Source organism: Brevundimonas sp. UBA2416, assembly GCF_002343105.1.
Classification (GTDB): domain Bacteria; phylum Pseudomonadota; class Alphaproteobacteria; order Caulobacterales; family Caulobacteraceae; genus Brevundimonas.
The window spans coordinates 30,956-45,789 of record NZ_DDRM01000043.1; the positions used below are offsets into that span (position 1 = coordinate 30,956).

A 14,834-nucleotide genomic window follows, 5' to 3' on the forward strand; every position below is an offset into this window, starting at 1 on the left:
CTACTCCCGCCTCAACAGCTTGTCGGTCAGGATCGTGCCCCACCAGCCGGCCTTGAACTCGGCCCGGATCGCCTTCGGATCGTAGGCGTCGCTGTCGACCCAGTCGATGAAGCTGACGCCCGTCGGCTCGACCTCGTTGAGGTATTTCTCCAGCGTGAAGTCCAGCACGCCGGTCAGCCCCTCGCGGTGGTGCAGGTATCGCTTGTCCAGCTGTTTGATCGCCTCGGAGATCGGCTCGCCGAGGTGAAAGTGGCGATAGAAGACCGCCATCATCCCTGCCCGGTCCGCCCCCGACTTGCAGTGGATCAGCACCGGATATTCGATCGTCTTGAACAACGCCCGCGCCCGGTGCACCCGGTCCTTCTGCGGCGGATCCCGTGAGTCCAGCGGGGCGTCGATCAGGGTCAGGCCCAGCCGCTCGCAGGCATCCTTCTCCAGCGCGTAATAGGCCTCGTCCCGCGCCCCGCGCAGGTTGATGATCGTCCTGATCCCCTTGGACTTCCAATAGGCCAGCTGGCGCGGCGACGGCTGGTTGGTCCGCACCAGGTCCGGCCCCAGCCAATGGCCGTTCATGAACCAGCGGCGCAGGAAGGCGTGGTCCTTCCAGACATAGTCCCACCGCGCCTTGAACCGGCCGCCCGGGGTGCTGAGATCGTACCGCGCCATGGATCGCAGATAGCGGGTCGCAACCGGTCCGTCATCCCGGCGCACGAAACACATTGCCTTGCCGCGACGCATGGTTGACGCTTCCTCGCCCGGCGCGCCGGGCGAGCGGCCCGTGCAACGCCCGAGGTATCCCTGAACCATGGCCCCCGGCTGCTTCCGCTTCGGCCCTTTCCTGCTCGACCCCGCAGACCGCCGCCTGACCCGCGACGGCGTGTCGGTTGAGCTGAACGCCCGCTATCTCGACGCCCTCGCCCTGCTGGTGCGCGAGCAGGGCAAGCTGGTGTCAAAGGACCGGTTTCTGGAGGAGGTCTGGCGCGGCGTCCCCGTCACCGATGAAGCCCTGACCCAGTGCATCCGCACGATCCGGCGCCAGCTCGGCGACGACGCCGCCAATCCGCGCTTCATCGAGACCGTGCCCAAACACGGCTACCGCTTCGTCGCGCCCGTCGAAACGCCTGGGCCGGACGCGCCGCCACCGGTCACAGCCGCGCCTGTATCAGCACCCGACGCGGCGCCGGACCGCTCCCAACCCCTGTTCCTCCAGCTCGGCGGCGCCGGGATGATCGGCGGTGCCATCGCCGGCGTGCTCGGCGGCCTGTTCTACGGTCTCGGCGCCGCCCAGCCGTTGCAGTCCGGCATGGGCGCGAGTTCGATCGTGCTCGTCCTCGTCGTCCTCACCGCCGCGGTTGGCATGATCGGCGGCGGCGGCGTCGGCATGGGGATCGCGGCGGCGAGAACCGCCTGGGGCCACGCCTCGCCCGGAGCCATCATCGGCGGCGCGTTCGGCGGTCTGGTCATCGGCGCCGTGGTGAAGCTGCTCGGCGTCGACGCCTTCAACCTGCTGTTCGGCCAGTCGCCCGCCGCGATGACCGGCGCCGGCGAAGGCGCCCTGCTTGGCGCCGCGATCGGCTTCGGAGCCTGGCTGAGCGCCGGCCGCGCGCTGAGCCTCAGACTCACAGCCGCCGCCACTGCCCTGTCCGGTGCCGTCGTCGGTGTCCTCATTCCGTCGTTCGGCGGACGGCTGATGGGCGGCAGCCTCGACCTGCTCGCCCGCCAGTTCCCCACCTCCCGCCTCAGCCTCGACCCAATCGGCGGCCTGTTCGGTGAGGCCAGCTTCGGCCCGGTCAGCCAGGCCGTCACCGGCGGGCTCGAGGGCGCCCTGTTCTGCGGCTTCGTCGTCGGGACCACCATTCTGGTCCAGCGGAGGCTGGCTGCCGCGCGCCTATGACGGCGCCTTGCGACGCGCCCCGCACAGGTCGCACCACTCGCCCCCGGCATTGCGTCGATCCGGCCGCCAGCGATGCCGGCGACACGACCACTGACGGATCAAATCCCGCACTGCCTTGAACATGCCCGGCCCTCCTGTTCCTTCAGGAAGGCCGGGGCGCTCTAACAGTTCCTGAAACGACGTGGTTGACGTCCCCATGAGGCGCTTGACTTCCCCCCCCAGCCGTCCGACCTCGGACCCATGACGCCGCCCGCGCCCGCCGCCGACGAGAAGGAGCCCCTGCGCCCGCTGCTGGGCCGCATCTGGCGCGACTATCTCTCCCATCACCGGACGCCGCTGTTCCTGTCGATCCTGTGCGCCGCCATCGTCGGCGTCATGGCCGCCACGGTGCTGCAGCTGCTCGAGCCGGCCATCGACGGCCTCTTCCTCGGCGAGGCCGTGACCATCTGGGGCGTAATCACCGTCCCGGCGGGCCGCGCCCTGGTCTGGATACCCGCCATCATCATCGGCGCCGGCCTGATCTGGACCGCCGCCGCCCTGGGCCAGGCGGCGCTCGTCAACCGGCTCGGCCACGGCATCGTCGGCGACATCCAGGTCCGCCTGTTCGGGGCCATGATCCGCGCCGACCTCGCCCGGCTGCGCAGCCAGCACTCCGGCGGCTTCGTCTCCTCGGTCCTGTTCGACGCCAATCTGGTACGCGAGGCCTTCACCAATGGCGTGGTCAACTACACTCAGCACGCCCTGACCCTGGTCGCCGTGATCGCCTACATGGCCTGGACCGACTGGCGGCTGACGATGATCGTCCTGCTCGGCGCCCCGGTCATCGCCTTCGTCATGCGCCGCTTCGGCAAGCGGATGCGCAAGGCCACCACCGGCGCCATGGTCGAGACGTCGAACCTCTCCACCGCCCTGATGGAGAACCTCGACGGCGTCCGCCTGATCAAGATCGAGAACCGCGAGGCGGCGGAACAGGCGCGGGTTGGCGAGGTCGTCGCCCGCCGTCAGCGCCACGTCATCAAGAGCGCCGACTCCCGCGCCTTCGCCGGCCCCTTCTCCAACCTCGTCGCCATGATCGTGGTCGCCGCCGTCATGGCCTATGCCGGCTGGCGGGCGCAGGACGGGGCCATGAGCGTGGGTTCCTTCGCCGCCTACATCGGCCTGCTCATGGCCGCGGGCCAGTCGCTACGGCAGGTGACCAACCTCCAGACCGTCATGTCCGAAGGCCTGACCGCCGCCCGCCGCCTGTTCGGCGCCCTCGACATCCAGCCCGAGATCCGCGAGGCGCCCGACGCCGCGCCGCTCGGGCACGGCCCGACCACCGTGGCCTTCGACCGCGTCTCCTTCGCCTACGGTCCCGCCTCCGGGGGCACGGCGCCGACCCTTTCGGACGTCAGCCTGACGGTCGCCCCCGGTGAGACCGTCGCCCTCGTCGGGCCCTCGGGCGGCGGCAAGAGCACCATGCTCAGCCTGCTGCCGCGCTTCTATGACGTGACCGGCGGGGCTGTGACCGTGAACGGCCGCGACATCCGCGAACTGAAGCTGCACGACCTCCGCGCCGCCATCGCCCTGGTCACGCAGGAGCCCTTCCTGTTCGACGACACCCTCGCCGCAAACATCGCCTACGGCCGCCCCGGCGCCACGGCCGAAGACATCGTCGACGCCGCCCGGTCCGCCGCCGCCCACGAGTTCATCTCCGCCCTGCCCGAGGGCTACGCCACCCGCGCCGGCGAGGCGGGTCTGCGCCTGTCGGGCGGTCAGCGCCAGCGTATCGCCATCGCCCGCGCCTTCCTCAAGGACGCCCCCATCCTGCTGCTCGACGAGGCCACCAGCGCCCTCGATACCGAGAGCGAGGCCCTCGTCCAGGCCGCCCTCGAACGCCTGATGCAGGGCCGCGCAACCCTGATGATCGCCCACCGCCTGTCCACCGTCCGCAACGCCGACCGCATCCATGTCGTCGAGGCCGGCCGTATCGTCGAGACCGGCAGCCACGCCGAACTGGTCAGACTGGGCGGCCTCTATTCACGACTGGCCCGGCAGCAATCGCTCGACGGGGATCCCGTCACGGCGGCGACATGAGACCCCTCCGGAACCCCGTCATCCAGGGCGCCCTGGCCTGGCTGCTCGCGGCCTGGATGCGGTTCTGCTTCGCCACCATCCGCTGGACCCGTGAGAATGAGGGCGTGGCGGAGGCGATCTGGAAACAGGGCGGCGGCGTGCTCTGCGCCTTCTGGCATTCGCGGATCGGCCTGAGCCCGGCCTGCTGGCCTCTCGACCGGGCCCAGCCGATCAAGGGGCTGGTTTCGCTCAGCGCCGACGGCCAGTTCATTGCCCGCGCCATGGCGCTGCAGGGCATTCCCGCCGTGCGCGGATCCTCGGCCAACAAGGACAAGATCGACCGGGCCAAGGGCGGCACCCAGGCGCTGCGCGACGGCCTGAAGCAGCTCAAGTTGGGTGGCCTCGCGGTGACCCCCGACGGCCCGCGCGGACCGGCGCGTCAGATGGCCGAGGGCCTGCCTCTGATGGCCAGGCTGTCGACGGCGCCCGTTCTGTTTATCGGCCTGTCGTGCAAGCCGGCGATCCGGCTGAACAGCTGGGACCGCGCCGTCCTGCCACTGCCGTTTTCGAAGGGGGCGATCGTCTGGGATGTCGCGGACTATCCCGAGGGCGCCGAACTGGCCGATGTCGCCCGCGACTGGACCGGCCGCCTCAACGCGGTCGAGGCCCGGGCCGACGCCATCACCGGGCTGGAACCCTCCCGGTGAGCCTCGCCCTCATCGCCTGGCGTCTGCTGACCCGCCTGCTGGAGCCCCTGGCCCCCCGCCTGCTCGACGCCCGCGCCAAACAGGGCAAGGAGGACCCCGCCCGCGTCGACGAACGTCTCGGCCGCGCCTCGCTTCCCCGTCCCGACGGCGACCTTGTCTGGCTGCATGGTGTCAGCGTCGGCGAGACCCTGTCCCTGCTGCCCGTGGTCGAGCGCCTGCGCCGCAGCCGGGCCGATCTCGCCATTCTCGTCACCTCGGGCACCCTGACCTCGGCGCAGCTGCTGGCCCGTCGCCTGCCGGCGGGCGTCATCCATCAGTTCGCTCCGGTCGACGCGCCCGGCGCCGTGACCGCCTTCCTCGACCACTGGCGGCCGTCGCTCGCAGTCTTCGTCGAGAGCGAACTCTGGCCCAACCTCATCCTTGAAGCCCGCCGGCGGGGCGTGAAACTGGTCCTGGCCAGCGCCCGGATCACGGAAAAGACCGTCAACGGCTGGCGGCGCTTCCCCGGCGCGGCGCGGGAGATCCTGTCCGCCTTCGACCGCATCCTGCCCCAGGACGAGGCCTCGGCCGCCCGGCTGCACAGCCTCGGCGCCCGGATCGACGGCCATGTGAACCTCAAGCTCTCGGGAGAGGCTCCGCCGCACGACGCCGCCGCCTTCACCCGCCTCAGCGCCGCCATCGGCGACCGGCCCGTGGTCGTCGCCGCCAGCACCCATGACGGCGAGGAGATTGCCCTCGTCCGCGCCCTCGACAAGCTGGCGGACCGGTTGTGCCTGATCCTCGTGCCGCGCCACCCGGCCCGCAGTGCAGAGATCGCGGCCGCGCTCGAGCGCGACGGCTACCGTTTCGCCAGACGCTCGGAAGGCAGCGAGCCGGACCGCGACACCGACCTCTATCTGGCCGACACCCTCGGCGAAATGGGCCTGTTCCTGCGCCTCGCCGATGTGGTGGTCATGGGCGGCTCCTTCTCGGCCGCTCTGGAGAAGCCTCCCGTTGGCGGCCACAATCCGCTCGAGCCCGCCCGCCTCGGCAAGCCTGCCGTCACCGGCCCCGACATGACCAACTGGGCGGCCGTCACGGACGCTCTGGTCCAGTCGGGCGGCCTGACCGTGGTCGAGGCCCCGTGGGACCTGCCCGCCGTCCTGGCGCCCCTTCTGGCCGACACCGACACCGCCCGGGCCATGGGCGAACGCGGCCGACGCGCCGCCGCCGAGGCAGGCTCGGGCCTGGATCGGCTGTGGGACGCCCTCGCGCCGCTCCTGCCGCCCGCCGCATCGCCTTCGAGTCTTGGGCGAGGCCGCCGATGAAGCTCAATACCCCCCGCTGGTGGTACACGCGCGACGCCCGGCACGGCGCGGTCGCCCGCATCCTGCTCAAGCCCCTGTCGTGGCTCTGGGCCGCGGTCACCGCCCGCCGCATCGCCCGCGCTGACCCGGTCGATCCGGGCGTGCCGATCATTTCGGTCGGCAATCTGACCGTCGGCGGCTCGGGCAAGACGCCCGTGACCCGCGAGGCCATTCGCCTGCTGCATGAGGCCGGGATCAACGCGCACGGCCTGTCGCGCGGCTATGGCGGGTCGTTGCGCGAACCGACGCAGGTGAACGCCGCCATCCACACCGCCGCCGACGTCGGCGACGAGCCCCTGATGTTGGCCCTCGGCGGGCCGACCTGGATCGCCCACGACCGCGTCGCCGGGGCTCGCGCCGCCGCGGCCGCCGGCGCCCAGGTTCTGGTCCTCGACGACGCCCACCAGAACCCGACGCTCAAGAAGACGCTCAGCCTGGTCGTCGTCGACGGCGAGACGCGCGGCGACGAATGGCCCTTCGGCGACGGCTCGGTGTTTCCGTCCGGCCCGATGCGCGAGAAGCTCCGCCACGGTCTGGCCCGCGCCGACGCCGTCGTGGTGCTGCTGCCCGCCGACGCCCCGGGCGTTGATCCCGAGCTACTGGAAGCCTTCGGCGATCTGCCGGTCCACGTCGCCCGTCTGATGCCCGCCGCCCCGCCGCCCAAGGGCCCAATCGTCGCCTTCGCCGGCATCGCCAAACCGTGGAAGGTCGAGCGCGCCCTCGACGCCGCCGGCGCCGAACTGATCGACTTCGCCCCCTTTCCCGACCACGCGGCCTTCCGCGAGGGTGATCTCGCCTTCCTCGCCGACCGCGCCGAGCGGAGTCACGCCCGTCTGGTCACCACCGAAAAGGACTGGTTCCGCCTGTCCCCCGAATGGCGGGCACGCGTCCTCTCATGGCCGGTCAAGGCGACGTTCGAGGATGAGGCGGGATTTCAGCGGTTGCTGCTGGGGGCGCTCCGGGCTCACTCCGCCCGGTAGACCACCCCGCCCCGCATCACGAACCGCACCCGCTCCAGCTCGGTCACATCGGCCAGCGGGTCGCCGCCGACCGCGATCAGATCCGCCGGCATGCCCGCCGCGATCCGGCCCGCGTCCTGCGAAATCCGCAGATGCGCCGCCGCGTTCACCGTCGCCGCCTGGATCGTCTGCAGCGGCGTCATCCCGGCCCGCACCAGCAGGGCGAACTCCTGGGCGTTGTCGCCATGGGCCGAGACGCCCGAGTCGGTGCCGAAGGCGATCCGCACGCCGCCTGCGTGGGCGCGGCGAACCATGTCCAGCATCCTCGGCCCGGCCTCCAGCGCCTTGGCCGTCTGGGCCGGGGTGAAGAAATTGTCCGGGCCGGAGGCGATCCGGCCCACGAAGTCCCCGGCCAGCAGCGTCGGCACCAGATAGGTCCCCTCGCGGCGGAACAGCCGGATCGATTCATCGTCCAGATAGGTGCCGTGCTCGATCGAGTCGCCGCCGGCCCGCAGGAAGGCGTTGATCCCGTCCACGCCGTGGGCGTGCGCCGTCACCCGACGCCCCATCCGGTGCGCCGCGCCGATGATGGCCGCCAGTTCCTCGTCCGAGAACTGCTGGCCCAGCCCCGCGGCCGTGTTCGACAGCACCCCGCCCGTCGCCGTGATCTTGATCACGTCGGCGCCCGACCGGACCTGCAGCCGCACCGCCCGCATGCAGTCGTCGGCGCCCGAGCAAATGCTCTCGCCGGTGAACATATGCATGATGTCTTCGCGGTAGCCGTTGATGTCCCCGTGCCCGCCGTGGACCGAGACCGCCTCGCCCGAGGCGATGATCCGCGGCCCCGCCACATCCCCGCGCCGCACCGCGTCGCGCAGGGCGAAGATCGTCTCATTGGTCGCGCCGAGATCGGCGACCGTCGTGAACCCGGCCATCAGGGTGCGGCGGGCGAACCGCGCCCCGACGAAGGCCTGGTCGACATCCGACTGGGTCACATTCTCCAGCCGGGCGTTCGGATTCTGCTCACCGGTCAGATGGACGTGGCTGTCGATCAGGCCGGGCAGGACGAACTTGCCGGACAGGTCGACGACCCGGGCCCCGGCGAATTCCGAAGCGGGCACGAAGCCGTCCCGCACGGCCTCGATACGGCCGCCGCGGATGATCAGACTGGCGTTCCGGCGCGGCGCCTGGCCCGGACGGTCGAGCAGGGTTCCGGCATGGACGATGATCACCTCGGCCGGCGCCTGCCGGGCGGCGGCCGAGAGGGACAACAGCGTCGCGCAGGCGACCGCCGCGGCGGCGACGAGACCTCGTCTCTGGATCATCGGAAGCTCCCCATTCTGGACGATGGGGGCACCCTAGGCGGCGTCGCCCCTTGCGGGAAGGCGTGCGACGCGCGATGCCGGGCCATGACCGCGCCCGACCGTGAGATCGAGCTGAAGTTCCTGCTGTCGCGCGACGCCGCCGACGCCGTGCTGGCCGCTCTGCCGCGGGGCGAGACGGCCGTGAAGGACCTGCACGCCATCTACTTCGACACCGCCGACCACTGGCTGCGCCGCCAGGGTTTCGGCCTGCGCGTGCGACGCTCGGGTGACCAGCGCGTCCAGACCCTGAAGTCGGCCCTTGGCGCGGACGGCGGCCGTGACGAGTGGGAATGGCCGGTCAAGACCGATGCGCCGGAGATCGCATTGCTGGCGGAGACGCCCGCCGCCCTGCCCGACGGCGCCGCGCTGGTCCCACTATTCACGGTGACCAGTCGGCGCGCGGTCCGGATGATCGAGGAGGGCGGCGCCCTGGTCGAACTGGTGATCGACGCGGGCGAAATCCGGGCCGGCCACCGGTCCGTCCCGCTTCTGGAGCTTGAGATCGAGCTCAAGACGGGGAACCCGTCGGCGCTTCGCACGCTGGCGGAGCGGCTGGCGCGCGTCGCGCCGCTGACGCCGAGCGCCGAGACCAAGGCTGAACGCGGCTATCGCCTGCTGGGCAAGACATAAGGATATCTTTATATCCATGTTGTCCTGATGCCGCCGGACGGCTATAGAGCCCTCACGCCGCAATAGGAGCTACCGCGTGACCGACAGCATCGTGCGCGACCTTTCCCTGGCCGACTACGGCCGCAAGGAAATCGCCATCGCCGAGACCGAGATGCCGGGCCTGATGGCCGTGCGCGAGGAGTTCGGCAAGGACCAGCCGCTGAAGGGCGCCCGGATCGCCGGCTCCCTGCACATGACCATCCNNGTGGCTGTCGATCAGACCCGGCAGGACGAAGGACGACCTCAGATCGACGACCCGGCCCTCTCCGACGAAGCCGTCGCGCACTTCGACGATACGGTTCCCTTCGATCACGAGAGTTTTATCGCGCTGCACAACACCGGTGGCCGGGTCGGCCAGAAGCCGCCCCACCTGAACGAACGTCGTTCCCCCCGCAGGGGAAACCGGTGCAGGCGCGGGCGTTTGCGCGGCAACGCTCGTTGTGGCGAACAGGGCCGCAGCGGCCAGCAATGGTGTGATCAGCTTCACGAAACCCTCCCGGAACAGGGTTTGCACCTTACACATCCGGGGGTCTTGACCAAGGCTCAGGTTGAAACACCCGTCACGAACTGAAACAACCCGTGACCTGTTCTGTAACCGTGCGAGGGGCGTCGCATGCGCTTGGCGAGACGAGGCTTCATTCTGGGCGGCGTGGCGATGCTTTCGGGCTGCGCCACGGCGGCCGCGCAGACGGCGAGCGTTCAGCCGCTCGTGACCGTCACGCCCGGCCCGCAGCTTCCGGCCAGGCCGGCCCAGGTCATCACCTCCCAGCTCAACACCACCCGCCCGCTCGACCCGCGCAGCCAGGTCCGCAAGGAACTGATGGACCGGGCCATGGCCGCCCTCGACATCCACGACCACCGCATCACCCGACGCGACCGCATGTATCTGGTCGACTTCAAGAAATTCTCGGGCGAGGAACGCCTCTACGAGGTCGATCTCGAGGGCGGCGCCATCACCCTGATGCGCACCAGCCATGGCCGCGGCTCCGACCCGGCACACACCGGCTTCGCCACCACCTTCAGCAACACCCCCGACAGCCACATGTCCTCGGTCGGATCCTATGTCACCGCCGGAGCCAGCCACGGCGCGGAACAGGGCCCCAACGTCCTGCTCGACGGGCTGGAGTACACCAACAACCTGGCCCGCGAGCGCGCCATCATCATCCACGGCGCCGACTATGCCGACCCGGCCTTCCTCGCCCGCGAGGGCAAGCTGGGCCGCAGCTACGGCTGTTTCTCGGTCGCCCACGCCGACCTCCCGGCCCTGCGCGAGCGCATGGGCGAAGGCCGGTTGCTGTTCGCCTGGGCCTGAGCGGACTTGCCGGGGTCTCGTCGATGCCGCTAGGCTTCGGCCATGATCGGCGTCCTGATCCTGCTGACTCCGCTTCAGATCCCGACTGAGCCGGTTCGCGAGATCTTCGCGTCATACGACTGCGCCCATCGGGCCTATCGCGATGAGGTCGTCTGCTACTTGCATATGACGGTGGCTCCGCCCCCGACATCCGCCGCCCGTGAAATCGTCGTCAGGTACGAATGCCTGTATCGCCGCAATTTCCGCTGCACCCTGCGATCACGGCCGCCCGCAGACATCTGGGCCCGCGAACGGACAGAGGATCTCGCCCGACGGTTCGAGTCCCGACCGCCGTCCCGTGCGATGCCTGATGGCGAGGCGTTCATCCTTTCGTTCCGGCTTCCACAGGACGCGGCCGAACTTCCCGTCGCGCCCGAACCGGTTTCCGAAGACTAGGGAACTCTGGCTACCTTTTCCCGGGCCGCCCTACTTCAACACCGCCAGCAGCACCGCCACCCAGTGCACCGCCGCGGCCACAACGACATGGCCGTGCCAGATGGCGCGCCGGTAGCGCATGGCCTTGTTGGCGTAGAAGATCACCCCGACCGAATATAGCAGGCCGCCGATCGCCAGCAGGATCAGGGGCGCCGGGCCCAGACTCCGCATGAACGGCTCGATGGCGATCACCATCACCCAGCCCAAGGCCAGATAGATAGCGATCCAGAACCCCTTGCCCAGCCCTGGCAGGAACAGCTTGGCCATCGCCGCGAAGATGGCCGTGCCCCACACCGCCGACGTCATCCCCCAGGCCCAGGCCCCGGTCAGATGCTGGGTCGTGAAGGGCGTGTACGACCCTGCGATCATCACAAAAATGCCCGCATGGTCGAACCGCCGCAGCAGCGGCTGGAACCGCGGAGCCGCGAAATTATAGGCCGTCGACAGCCCCAGCATGGTCAGCAGCCCGACCGCATAGATGGCCGCCGCCGTCAGGCTGCCGGCGTTGCCGAAGCCGATCGCCAGCCCCAGCAGCATCCCTCCGCCCACCAGCGCCAGCGCCAGCCCGGTCAGATGGACGATCAGATCGGCCAGCCGCTCCTTCCCGTCGCGGTAGTGGCTCGGCGGCTCGGGCGGCAGGTCGGCGGCGTTCACGATGCGTCTGTCTCCATGACCGGCGTTACTGACGCCGGCGGCTCAACCTTGACCATGGATGGCACGGGTCAGGGCAATAGGACACAGGGGGGTGTGACGAATTGGCGCCCTCTCCGGCCTCGCGTTGATGATCGCCCCCCGCCCGGTTAGCTAGTTGGCTGTCGAGAGGACGCCGCCCCGCCTGAGAGAGGCCGGGCCCGCCCAGGACGCCCGCCGATCGCAAGGACCTTGATGACCGACGCCGCCCGGAACGGCCCCGAAGGCCCAACGCCCCCGCCCTCTCCCGGCAAGCGCAACGCCTTCACCCGCTTCCTCGACGGCGTCGAATGGCTGGGCAATCTGCTGCCGCATCCCGTGACCCTGTTCGCCATCCTGGCGCTGTCGATGGTGCTGTTGTCGGGCCTGTTCGGCTGGATGGGCGTGGCGGTCGAGGATCCCCGTCCGCTCGGCGCCGCGGGCCGGTCTGAAGACGGCATGATCACCGCAGTCAGCCTGATGAACCCCGACGGCCTGCGCCGGATATTCACCGGCCTTGTCAGCAATTTCACCAGCTTCGCCCCGCTCGGCGTGGTGCTGGTGGCGATGCTGGGCATCGGCGTGGCCGAGCGCTCGGGCCTCCTCTCGGCCGCCGTCCGCGCCCTGGTCCTCAGCGCCTCGCCGCGGATCGTCACCGTCGCCATCGTCTTCGCCGGAGTGATCTCCAACACCGCCTCCGAGGTCGGCTACGTCGTCCTCATCCCCCTCGCCGGAGCCGTCTACTATTCGCTGGGCCGGCACCCCCTGGCCGGTATGGCGGCGGCCTTCGCCGGTGTCTCCGGTGGCTATTCCGCCAACCTGCTGATCGGCACGATCGATCCGCTGCTGGCCGGCATCACCGAGGAAGCGGCCCAGCTCATTGATCCCGCCTACCAGGTCACCGCCACTGCCAGCTACTATTTCATGGCGGCCTCAACCTTCCTCGTCACCATCATCGGGTCGCTGGTCAGCATCTTCATCGTCGAACCCAAGCTCGGGCGTTATGATTCCTCCCGCGCTGATCCTGCGGTTCTCAACACCGACGGCGCCGCGCCCCTGTCGGGGCAGGAGCGCAAGGGCCTGCGGATGGCGGGCCTTGCGCTGCTCGCCATCCTCGGCCTGATGGCCCTGACCCTGCTGCCCGAATGGGGCGTCCTGCGCGATCCCGAGACCGGCGACCGGCTGCGCTCGCCCTTCTTCACCGGCTTCGCGGTCTGGATCCTGCTCTTCTTCCTCGCCGTCGGCGTCGCCTACGGCAAGGTCGTCGGCACGGTGAAGAACGATCGCGACGTGATCGACGGCATGGCGTCCGGCCTGTCGACCCTGGGACTCTATCTCGTCATCGTCTTCTTCGCGGCCCAGTTCGTGGCCTTCTTCAACTGGTCCAACCTCGGCGCCATCTCGGCGGTCAACGGCGCGATCTTCCTGCAGAATACCGGCATGACCGGCCCGGCGATCTTCATCGGCTTCATCGCCATCTGCGCCTTCGTGAACCTGATGATCGGCTCGGCCTCGGCCCAGTGGGCCCTGACCGCGCCGATCTTCGTGCCCATGCTGATGCTGATCGGCTATTCGCCCGAGGTGATCCAGACCGCCTACCGGATCGGCGACTCCACCACCAATATCATCACCCCGATGATGAGCTATTTCGGCCTGATCCTCGCCTGGGCCACGCGCTACGACAAGAATGTCGGCATCGGCACCATGATCGCGATGATGTTGCCCTATTCGATCTTCTTCACCCTTGCCTGGTCCGCGATGTTCTTCCTGTGGGTGTTCGGCTTCGGCCTTCCGGTCGGACCGGGCTCGCCGACCTATTACGCGCCCGGCTGACCCGAGGACTCAGGTCGGGGCGTTCCGCTCCAGCGCCCGCCAGCCGATGTCCGTGCGGTGGAACCCGCCCGGCCAGTCGATTTTCTTGACCACGGCATAGGCCCGTGCGCGTGCCTCCGCGATGTCCTTGCCGCGCGCGCAGACGTTCAGCACCCGGCCGCCCGCCGCCGCCAGCTGGCCGTCGGCGCGACGGCGGGTCCCGGCGTGGAAGACCTGCACATGTGGGCCGAAATCCTGCTCGGCGCCGCGGATGATCGAGCCTTCCAGCGGGCTGTCGGGATAACCCGAGGCCGCCAGCACTACGCAGATCACCGTCTCGTCCCGGAACGCCGGTAGCGGCGCCCGGGTCAGGTCGCCCCGCGCGCAGGCCAGCAGCAGGGGCACCACATCCCCGTCCAGCCGCATCATCAGCACCTGGCACTCCGGATCGCCGAAGCGGGCGTTGAACTCGACCACCTTGGGCCCGTCCTCCGTCGCCATCAGCCCGGCGTACAGCACCCCGCGATAGGGCATGCCCTCGGCCGCCATGGCCGCCACCACCGGCTGCACGACCAGCCGGTCGGCCGCCTCGACCAACTCGGGGGTGAACACCGGCGCCGGCGAATAGCTGCCCATCCCGCCCGTGTTCGGGCCCAGGTCGCCGTCATAGGCCCGCTTGTGGTCCTGCGCCCCGCCCAGCAGCACGGCGCGCGTCCCGTCGCAGACGGCGAACAGCGAGCCTTCCTCGCCGTCCATGAACTCCTCGATCACCACCCGCGCCCCGGCCGTGCCGAACCGGCCGCCCAGCATCCGCTCGATCTCGCCCTCGGCGTCGCGTTTGGTCGGGCTGATGGCCACGCCCTTGCCCGCCGCCAGACCGTCGGCCTTGATCACATAGGGGGGTTTGAAAACCGTCAGCGCCTGCCGCGCCTCATGCAGCCGCTCATAGACGCCGAAACCCGCCGTGGGGATTTCGTGCCGCTCCATGAAGGCCTTGGAGAAGGCCTTGGAGGTCTCCAGCTGAGCCGCCTTCGCCGTCGGTCCGAAACATGGAATGCCCGCCGTCGCCAGCCGGTCGGCCAGTCCGGCCTCCAGGGCGGTCTCGGGGCCCACCACCACCAGATCAGCCTTGATCTCCCGGGCGAGGGCGCACAGCCCGTCCGCGTCGGTGACCTTCATCGGCCGCAGCTCGCCCAGCTTCTCCATGCCCGGATTGCCCGGCGCGATGACCAGCCGCCGCGTCAGCGGCGACTGGGCGATCTTCCACGCCAGGGCGTGCTCGCGCCCGCCTGATCCGACCAGCAGGATATTCATAGGGGCGCAATGACCGCGACTGCGAAGGCGGTCAAGTCACAGCCGGTAATCAGAGGACAGCCGAGATCACATAGACCACGACGCCCAGCAGCAGCAGCGACCCGATGACCAGCCAGGGGCTCATCGCCGGCCCGTCGCTGCGCCGCCCCAGTTCGCGCTCGCGGGGGTCCCTGTCTTCGGGATCGGTGTTGCGGGGGTCGGCCATGCAGGGACAATGACGGCGGCGGGCGGGGAGTTCCAGCGGGTTCGGCCGGAGCGT

Annotated in this window: 14 protein-coding genes and 1 pseudogene; 10 read left to right on the forward strand and 5 right to left on the reverse strand. The window is 69.9% G+C overall.

Translation table 11 applies throughout. From position 1 onward, the window contains the following. The gene (locus B3E43_RS13930; RefSeq protein ID WP_292030588.1) at positions 1 to 666 is read right to left on the reverse strand and encodes a fused DSP-PTPase phosphatase/NAD kinase-like protein; all 666 of its coding nucleotides are present in this window, start codon (positions 664 to 666) and stop codon (positions 1 to 3) included. Positions 667 to 805: 139 nt separating this feature from the next. On the opposite strand from B3E43_RS13930, the gene B3E43_RS13935 reads away from it, so the two are divergent. From B3E43_RS13935 to lpxK, 5 genes are all read left to right on the forward strand, one after another. After that, entirely contained in the window at positions 806 to 1,894 is a 1,089-nt protein-coding gene (locus B3E43_RS13935; RefSeq protein ID WP_292030520.1) for a winged helix-turn-helix domain-containing protein, read from the forward strand. A 240-nt stretch (positions 1,895 to 2,134) separates the two neighbouring features. Continuing rightward, positions 2,135 to 3,970, forward strand: coding sequence for an ABC transporter ATP-binding protein (locus B3E43_RS13940; protein WP_292030521.1), 1,836 nt, complete (start codon positions 2,135 to 2,137; stop codon positions 3,968 to 3,970). Then, on the forward strand, positions 3,967 to 4,656 hold the full coding sequence (locus tag B3E43_RS13945; RefSeq protein ID WP_292030524.1) for a lysophospholipid acyltransferase family protein: 690 nt from the start codon (positions 3,967 to 3,969) through the stop codon (positions 4,654 to 4,656). Before B3E43_RS13940 ends, B3E43_RS13945 begins: the two co-directional genes overlap by 4 nt. Further along, positions 4,653 to 5,963 carry a 3-deoxy-D-manno-octulosonic acid transferase gene (locus B3E43_RS13950; protein WP_292030525.1) on the forward strand — a complete coding sequence of 437 codons (1,311 nt, stop codon included), beginning with the start codon at positions 4,653 to 4,655 and terminating at the stop codon, positions 5,961 to 5,963. Before B3E43_RS13945 ends, B3E43_RS13950 begins: the two co-directional genes overlap by 4 nt. After that, complete coding sequence (lpxK, locus tag B3E43_RS13955) at positions 5,960 to 6,982, forward strand: tetraacyldisaccharide 4'-kinase (protein WP_292030526.1); 1,023 nt, start codon at positions 5,960 to 5,962, stop codon at positions 6,980 to 6,982. Before B3E43_RS13950 ends, lpxK begins: the two co-directional genes overlap by 4 nt. Here the strand turns inward: lpxK and B3E43_RS13960 are convergent. Further along, positions 6,967 to 8,286, reverse strand: a complete 1,320-nt coding sequence (locus tag B3E43_RS13960; protein WP_292030527.1) for a metal-dependent hydrolase family protein — start codon at positions 8,284 to 8,286, stop codon at positions 6,967 to 6,969. The two genes, lpxK and B3E43_RS13960, sit on opposite strands and share 16 nt — an antisense overlap. 84 nt (positions 8,287 to 8,370) lie before the next feature. Here B3E43_RS13960 and B3E43_RS13965 point away from each other — a divergent pair, with 84 nt between their 5' ends. The 4 genes and pseudogenes from B3E43_RS13965 (at position 8,371) to B3E43_RS13985 (ending at position 10,741) form a co-directional block, all read left to right on the forward strand. Further along, entirely contained in the window at positions 8,371 to 8,955 is a 585-nt protein-coding gene (locus tag B3E43_RS13965) for a CYTH domain-containing protein (RefSeq protein WP_292030529.1), read from the forward strand. 76 nt (positions 8,956 to 9,031) lie between these two features. Next, a pseudogene (locus B3E43_RS13970) lies at positions 9,032 to 9,208 on the forward strand (adenosylhomocysteinase); the annotation flags it as partial. 399 nt (positions 9,209 to 9,607) lie between these two features. After that, the gene (locus B3E43_RS13980; protein WP_292030531.1) at positions 9,608 to 10,306 is read left to right on the forward strand and encodes a murein L,D-transpeptidase catalytic domain-containing protein; all 699 of its coding nucleotides are present in this window, start codon (positions 9,608 to 9,610) and stop codon (positions 10,304 to 10,306) included. A gap of 42 nt (positions 10,307 to 10,348) precedes the next feature. After that, positions 10,349 to 10,741 carry a hypothetical protein gene (locus B3E43_RS13985; RefSeq protein WP_292030532.1) on the forward strand — a complete coding sequence of 131 codons (393 nt, stop codon included), beginning with the start codon at positions 10,349 to 10,351 and terminating at the stop codon, positions 10,739 to 10,741. A gap of 30 nt (positions 10,742 to 10,771) precedes the next feature. Here B3E43_RS13985 and trhA read toward each other — a convergent pair whose 3' ends face one another. Next, positions 10,772 to 11,434, reverse strand: coding sequence for a PAQR family membrane homeostasis protein TrhA (gene trhA / locus B3E43_RS13990; protein WP_292030533.1), 663 nt, complete (start codon positions 11,432 to 11,434; stop codon positions 10,772 to 10,774). Between the two features lie 231 nt (positions 11,435 to 11,665). Between trhA and B3E43_RS13995 the strand changes: the two genes are divergently transcribed. Then, positions 11,666 to 13,282 (forward strand): AbgT family transporter, encoded by a 1,617-nt coding sequence (locus B3E43_RS13995; protein ID WP_292030534.1) that lies wholly within the window; start codon positions 11,666 to 11,668, stop codon positions 13,280 to 13,282. 9 nt (positions 13,283 to 13,291) lie between these two features. On the opposite strand, the gene purD is transcribed toward B3E43_RS13995, so the two are convergent. Continuing rightward, complete coding sequence (gene purD, locus B3E43_RS14000) at positions 13,292 to 14,575, reverse strand: phosphoribosylamine--glycine ligase (RefSeq protein WP_292030535.1); 1,284 nt, start codon at positions 14,573 to 14,575, stop codon at positions 13,292 to 13,294. 49 nt (positions 14,576 to 14,624) lie between these two features. Beyond that, positions 14,625 to 14,780, reverse strand: coding sequence for a hypothetical protein (locus B3E43_RS14005; RefSeq protein ID WP_292030537.1), 156 nt, complete (start codon positions 14,778 to 14,780; stop codon positions 14,625 to 14,627). Between the last annotated feature and the right edge of the window lie 54 nt (positions 14,781 to 14,834).

What these genes read in the sequence shown, in the direction of transcription:
- B3E43_RS13930 (WP_292030588.1), bottom strand. Translation starts at nt 666, where the DNA reads ATGGCGCGGTACGATCTCAGCACCCCGGGCGGCCGGTTCAAGGCGCGG.
- B3E43_RS13935 (WP_292030520.1), top strand. Translation starts at nt 806, where the DNA reads ATGGCCCCCGGCTGCTTCCGCTTCGGCCCTTTCCTGCTCGACCCCGCA.
- B3E43_RS13940 (WP_292030521.1), top strand. Translation starts at nt 2,135, where the DNA reads ATGACGCCGCCCGCGCCCGCCGCCGACGAGAAGGAGCCCCTGCGCCCG.
- B3E43_RS13945 (WP_292030524.1), top strand. Translation starts at nt 3,967, where the DNA reads ATGAGACCCCTCCGGAACCCCGTCATCCAGGGCGCCCTGGCCTGGCTG.
- lpxK (WP_292030526.1), top strand. Translation starts at nt 5,960, where the DNA reads ATGAAGCTCAATACCCCCCGCTGGTGGTACACGCGCGACGCCCGGCAC.
- B3E43_RS13960 (WP_292030527.1), bottom strand. Translation starts at nt 8,286, where the DNA reads ATGATCCAGAGACGAGGTCTCGTCGCCGCCGCGGCGGTCGCCTGCGCG.
- B3E43_RS13965 (WP_292030529.1), top strand. Translation starts at nt 8,371, where the DNA reads ATGACCGCGCCCGACCGTGAGATCGAGCTGAAGTTCCTGCTGTCGCGC.
- B3E43_RS13980 (WP_292030531.1), top strand. Translation starts at nt 9,608, where the DNA reads ATGCGCTTGGCGAGACGAGGCTTCATTCTGGGCGGCGTGGCGATGCTT.
- B3E43_RS13985 (WP_292030532.1), top strand. Translation starts at nt 10,349, where the DNA reads ATGATCGGCGTCCTGATCCTGCTGACTCCGCTTCAGATCCCGACTGAG.
- B3E43_RS13995 (WP_292030534.1), top strand. Translation starts at nt 11,666, where the DNA reads ATGACCGACGCCGCCCGGAACGGCCCCGAAGGCCCAACGCCCCCGCCC.
- purD (WP_292030535.1), bottom strand. Translation starts at nt 14,575, where the DNA reads ATGAATATCCTGCTGGTCGGATCAGGCGGGCGCGAGCACGCCCTGGCG.
- B3E43_RS14005 (WP_292030537.1), bottom strand. Translation starts at nt 14,780, where the DNA reads ATGGCCGACCCCCGCAACACCGATCCCGAAGACAGGGACCCCCGCGAG.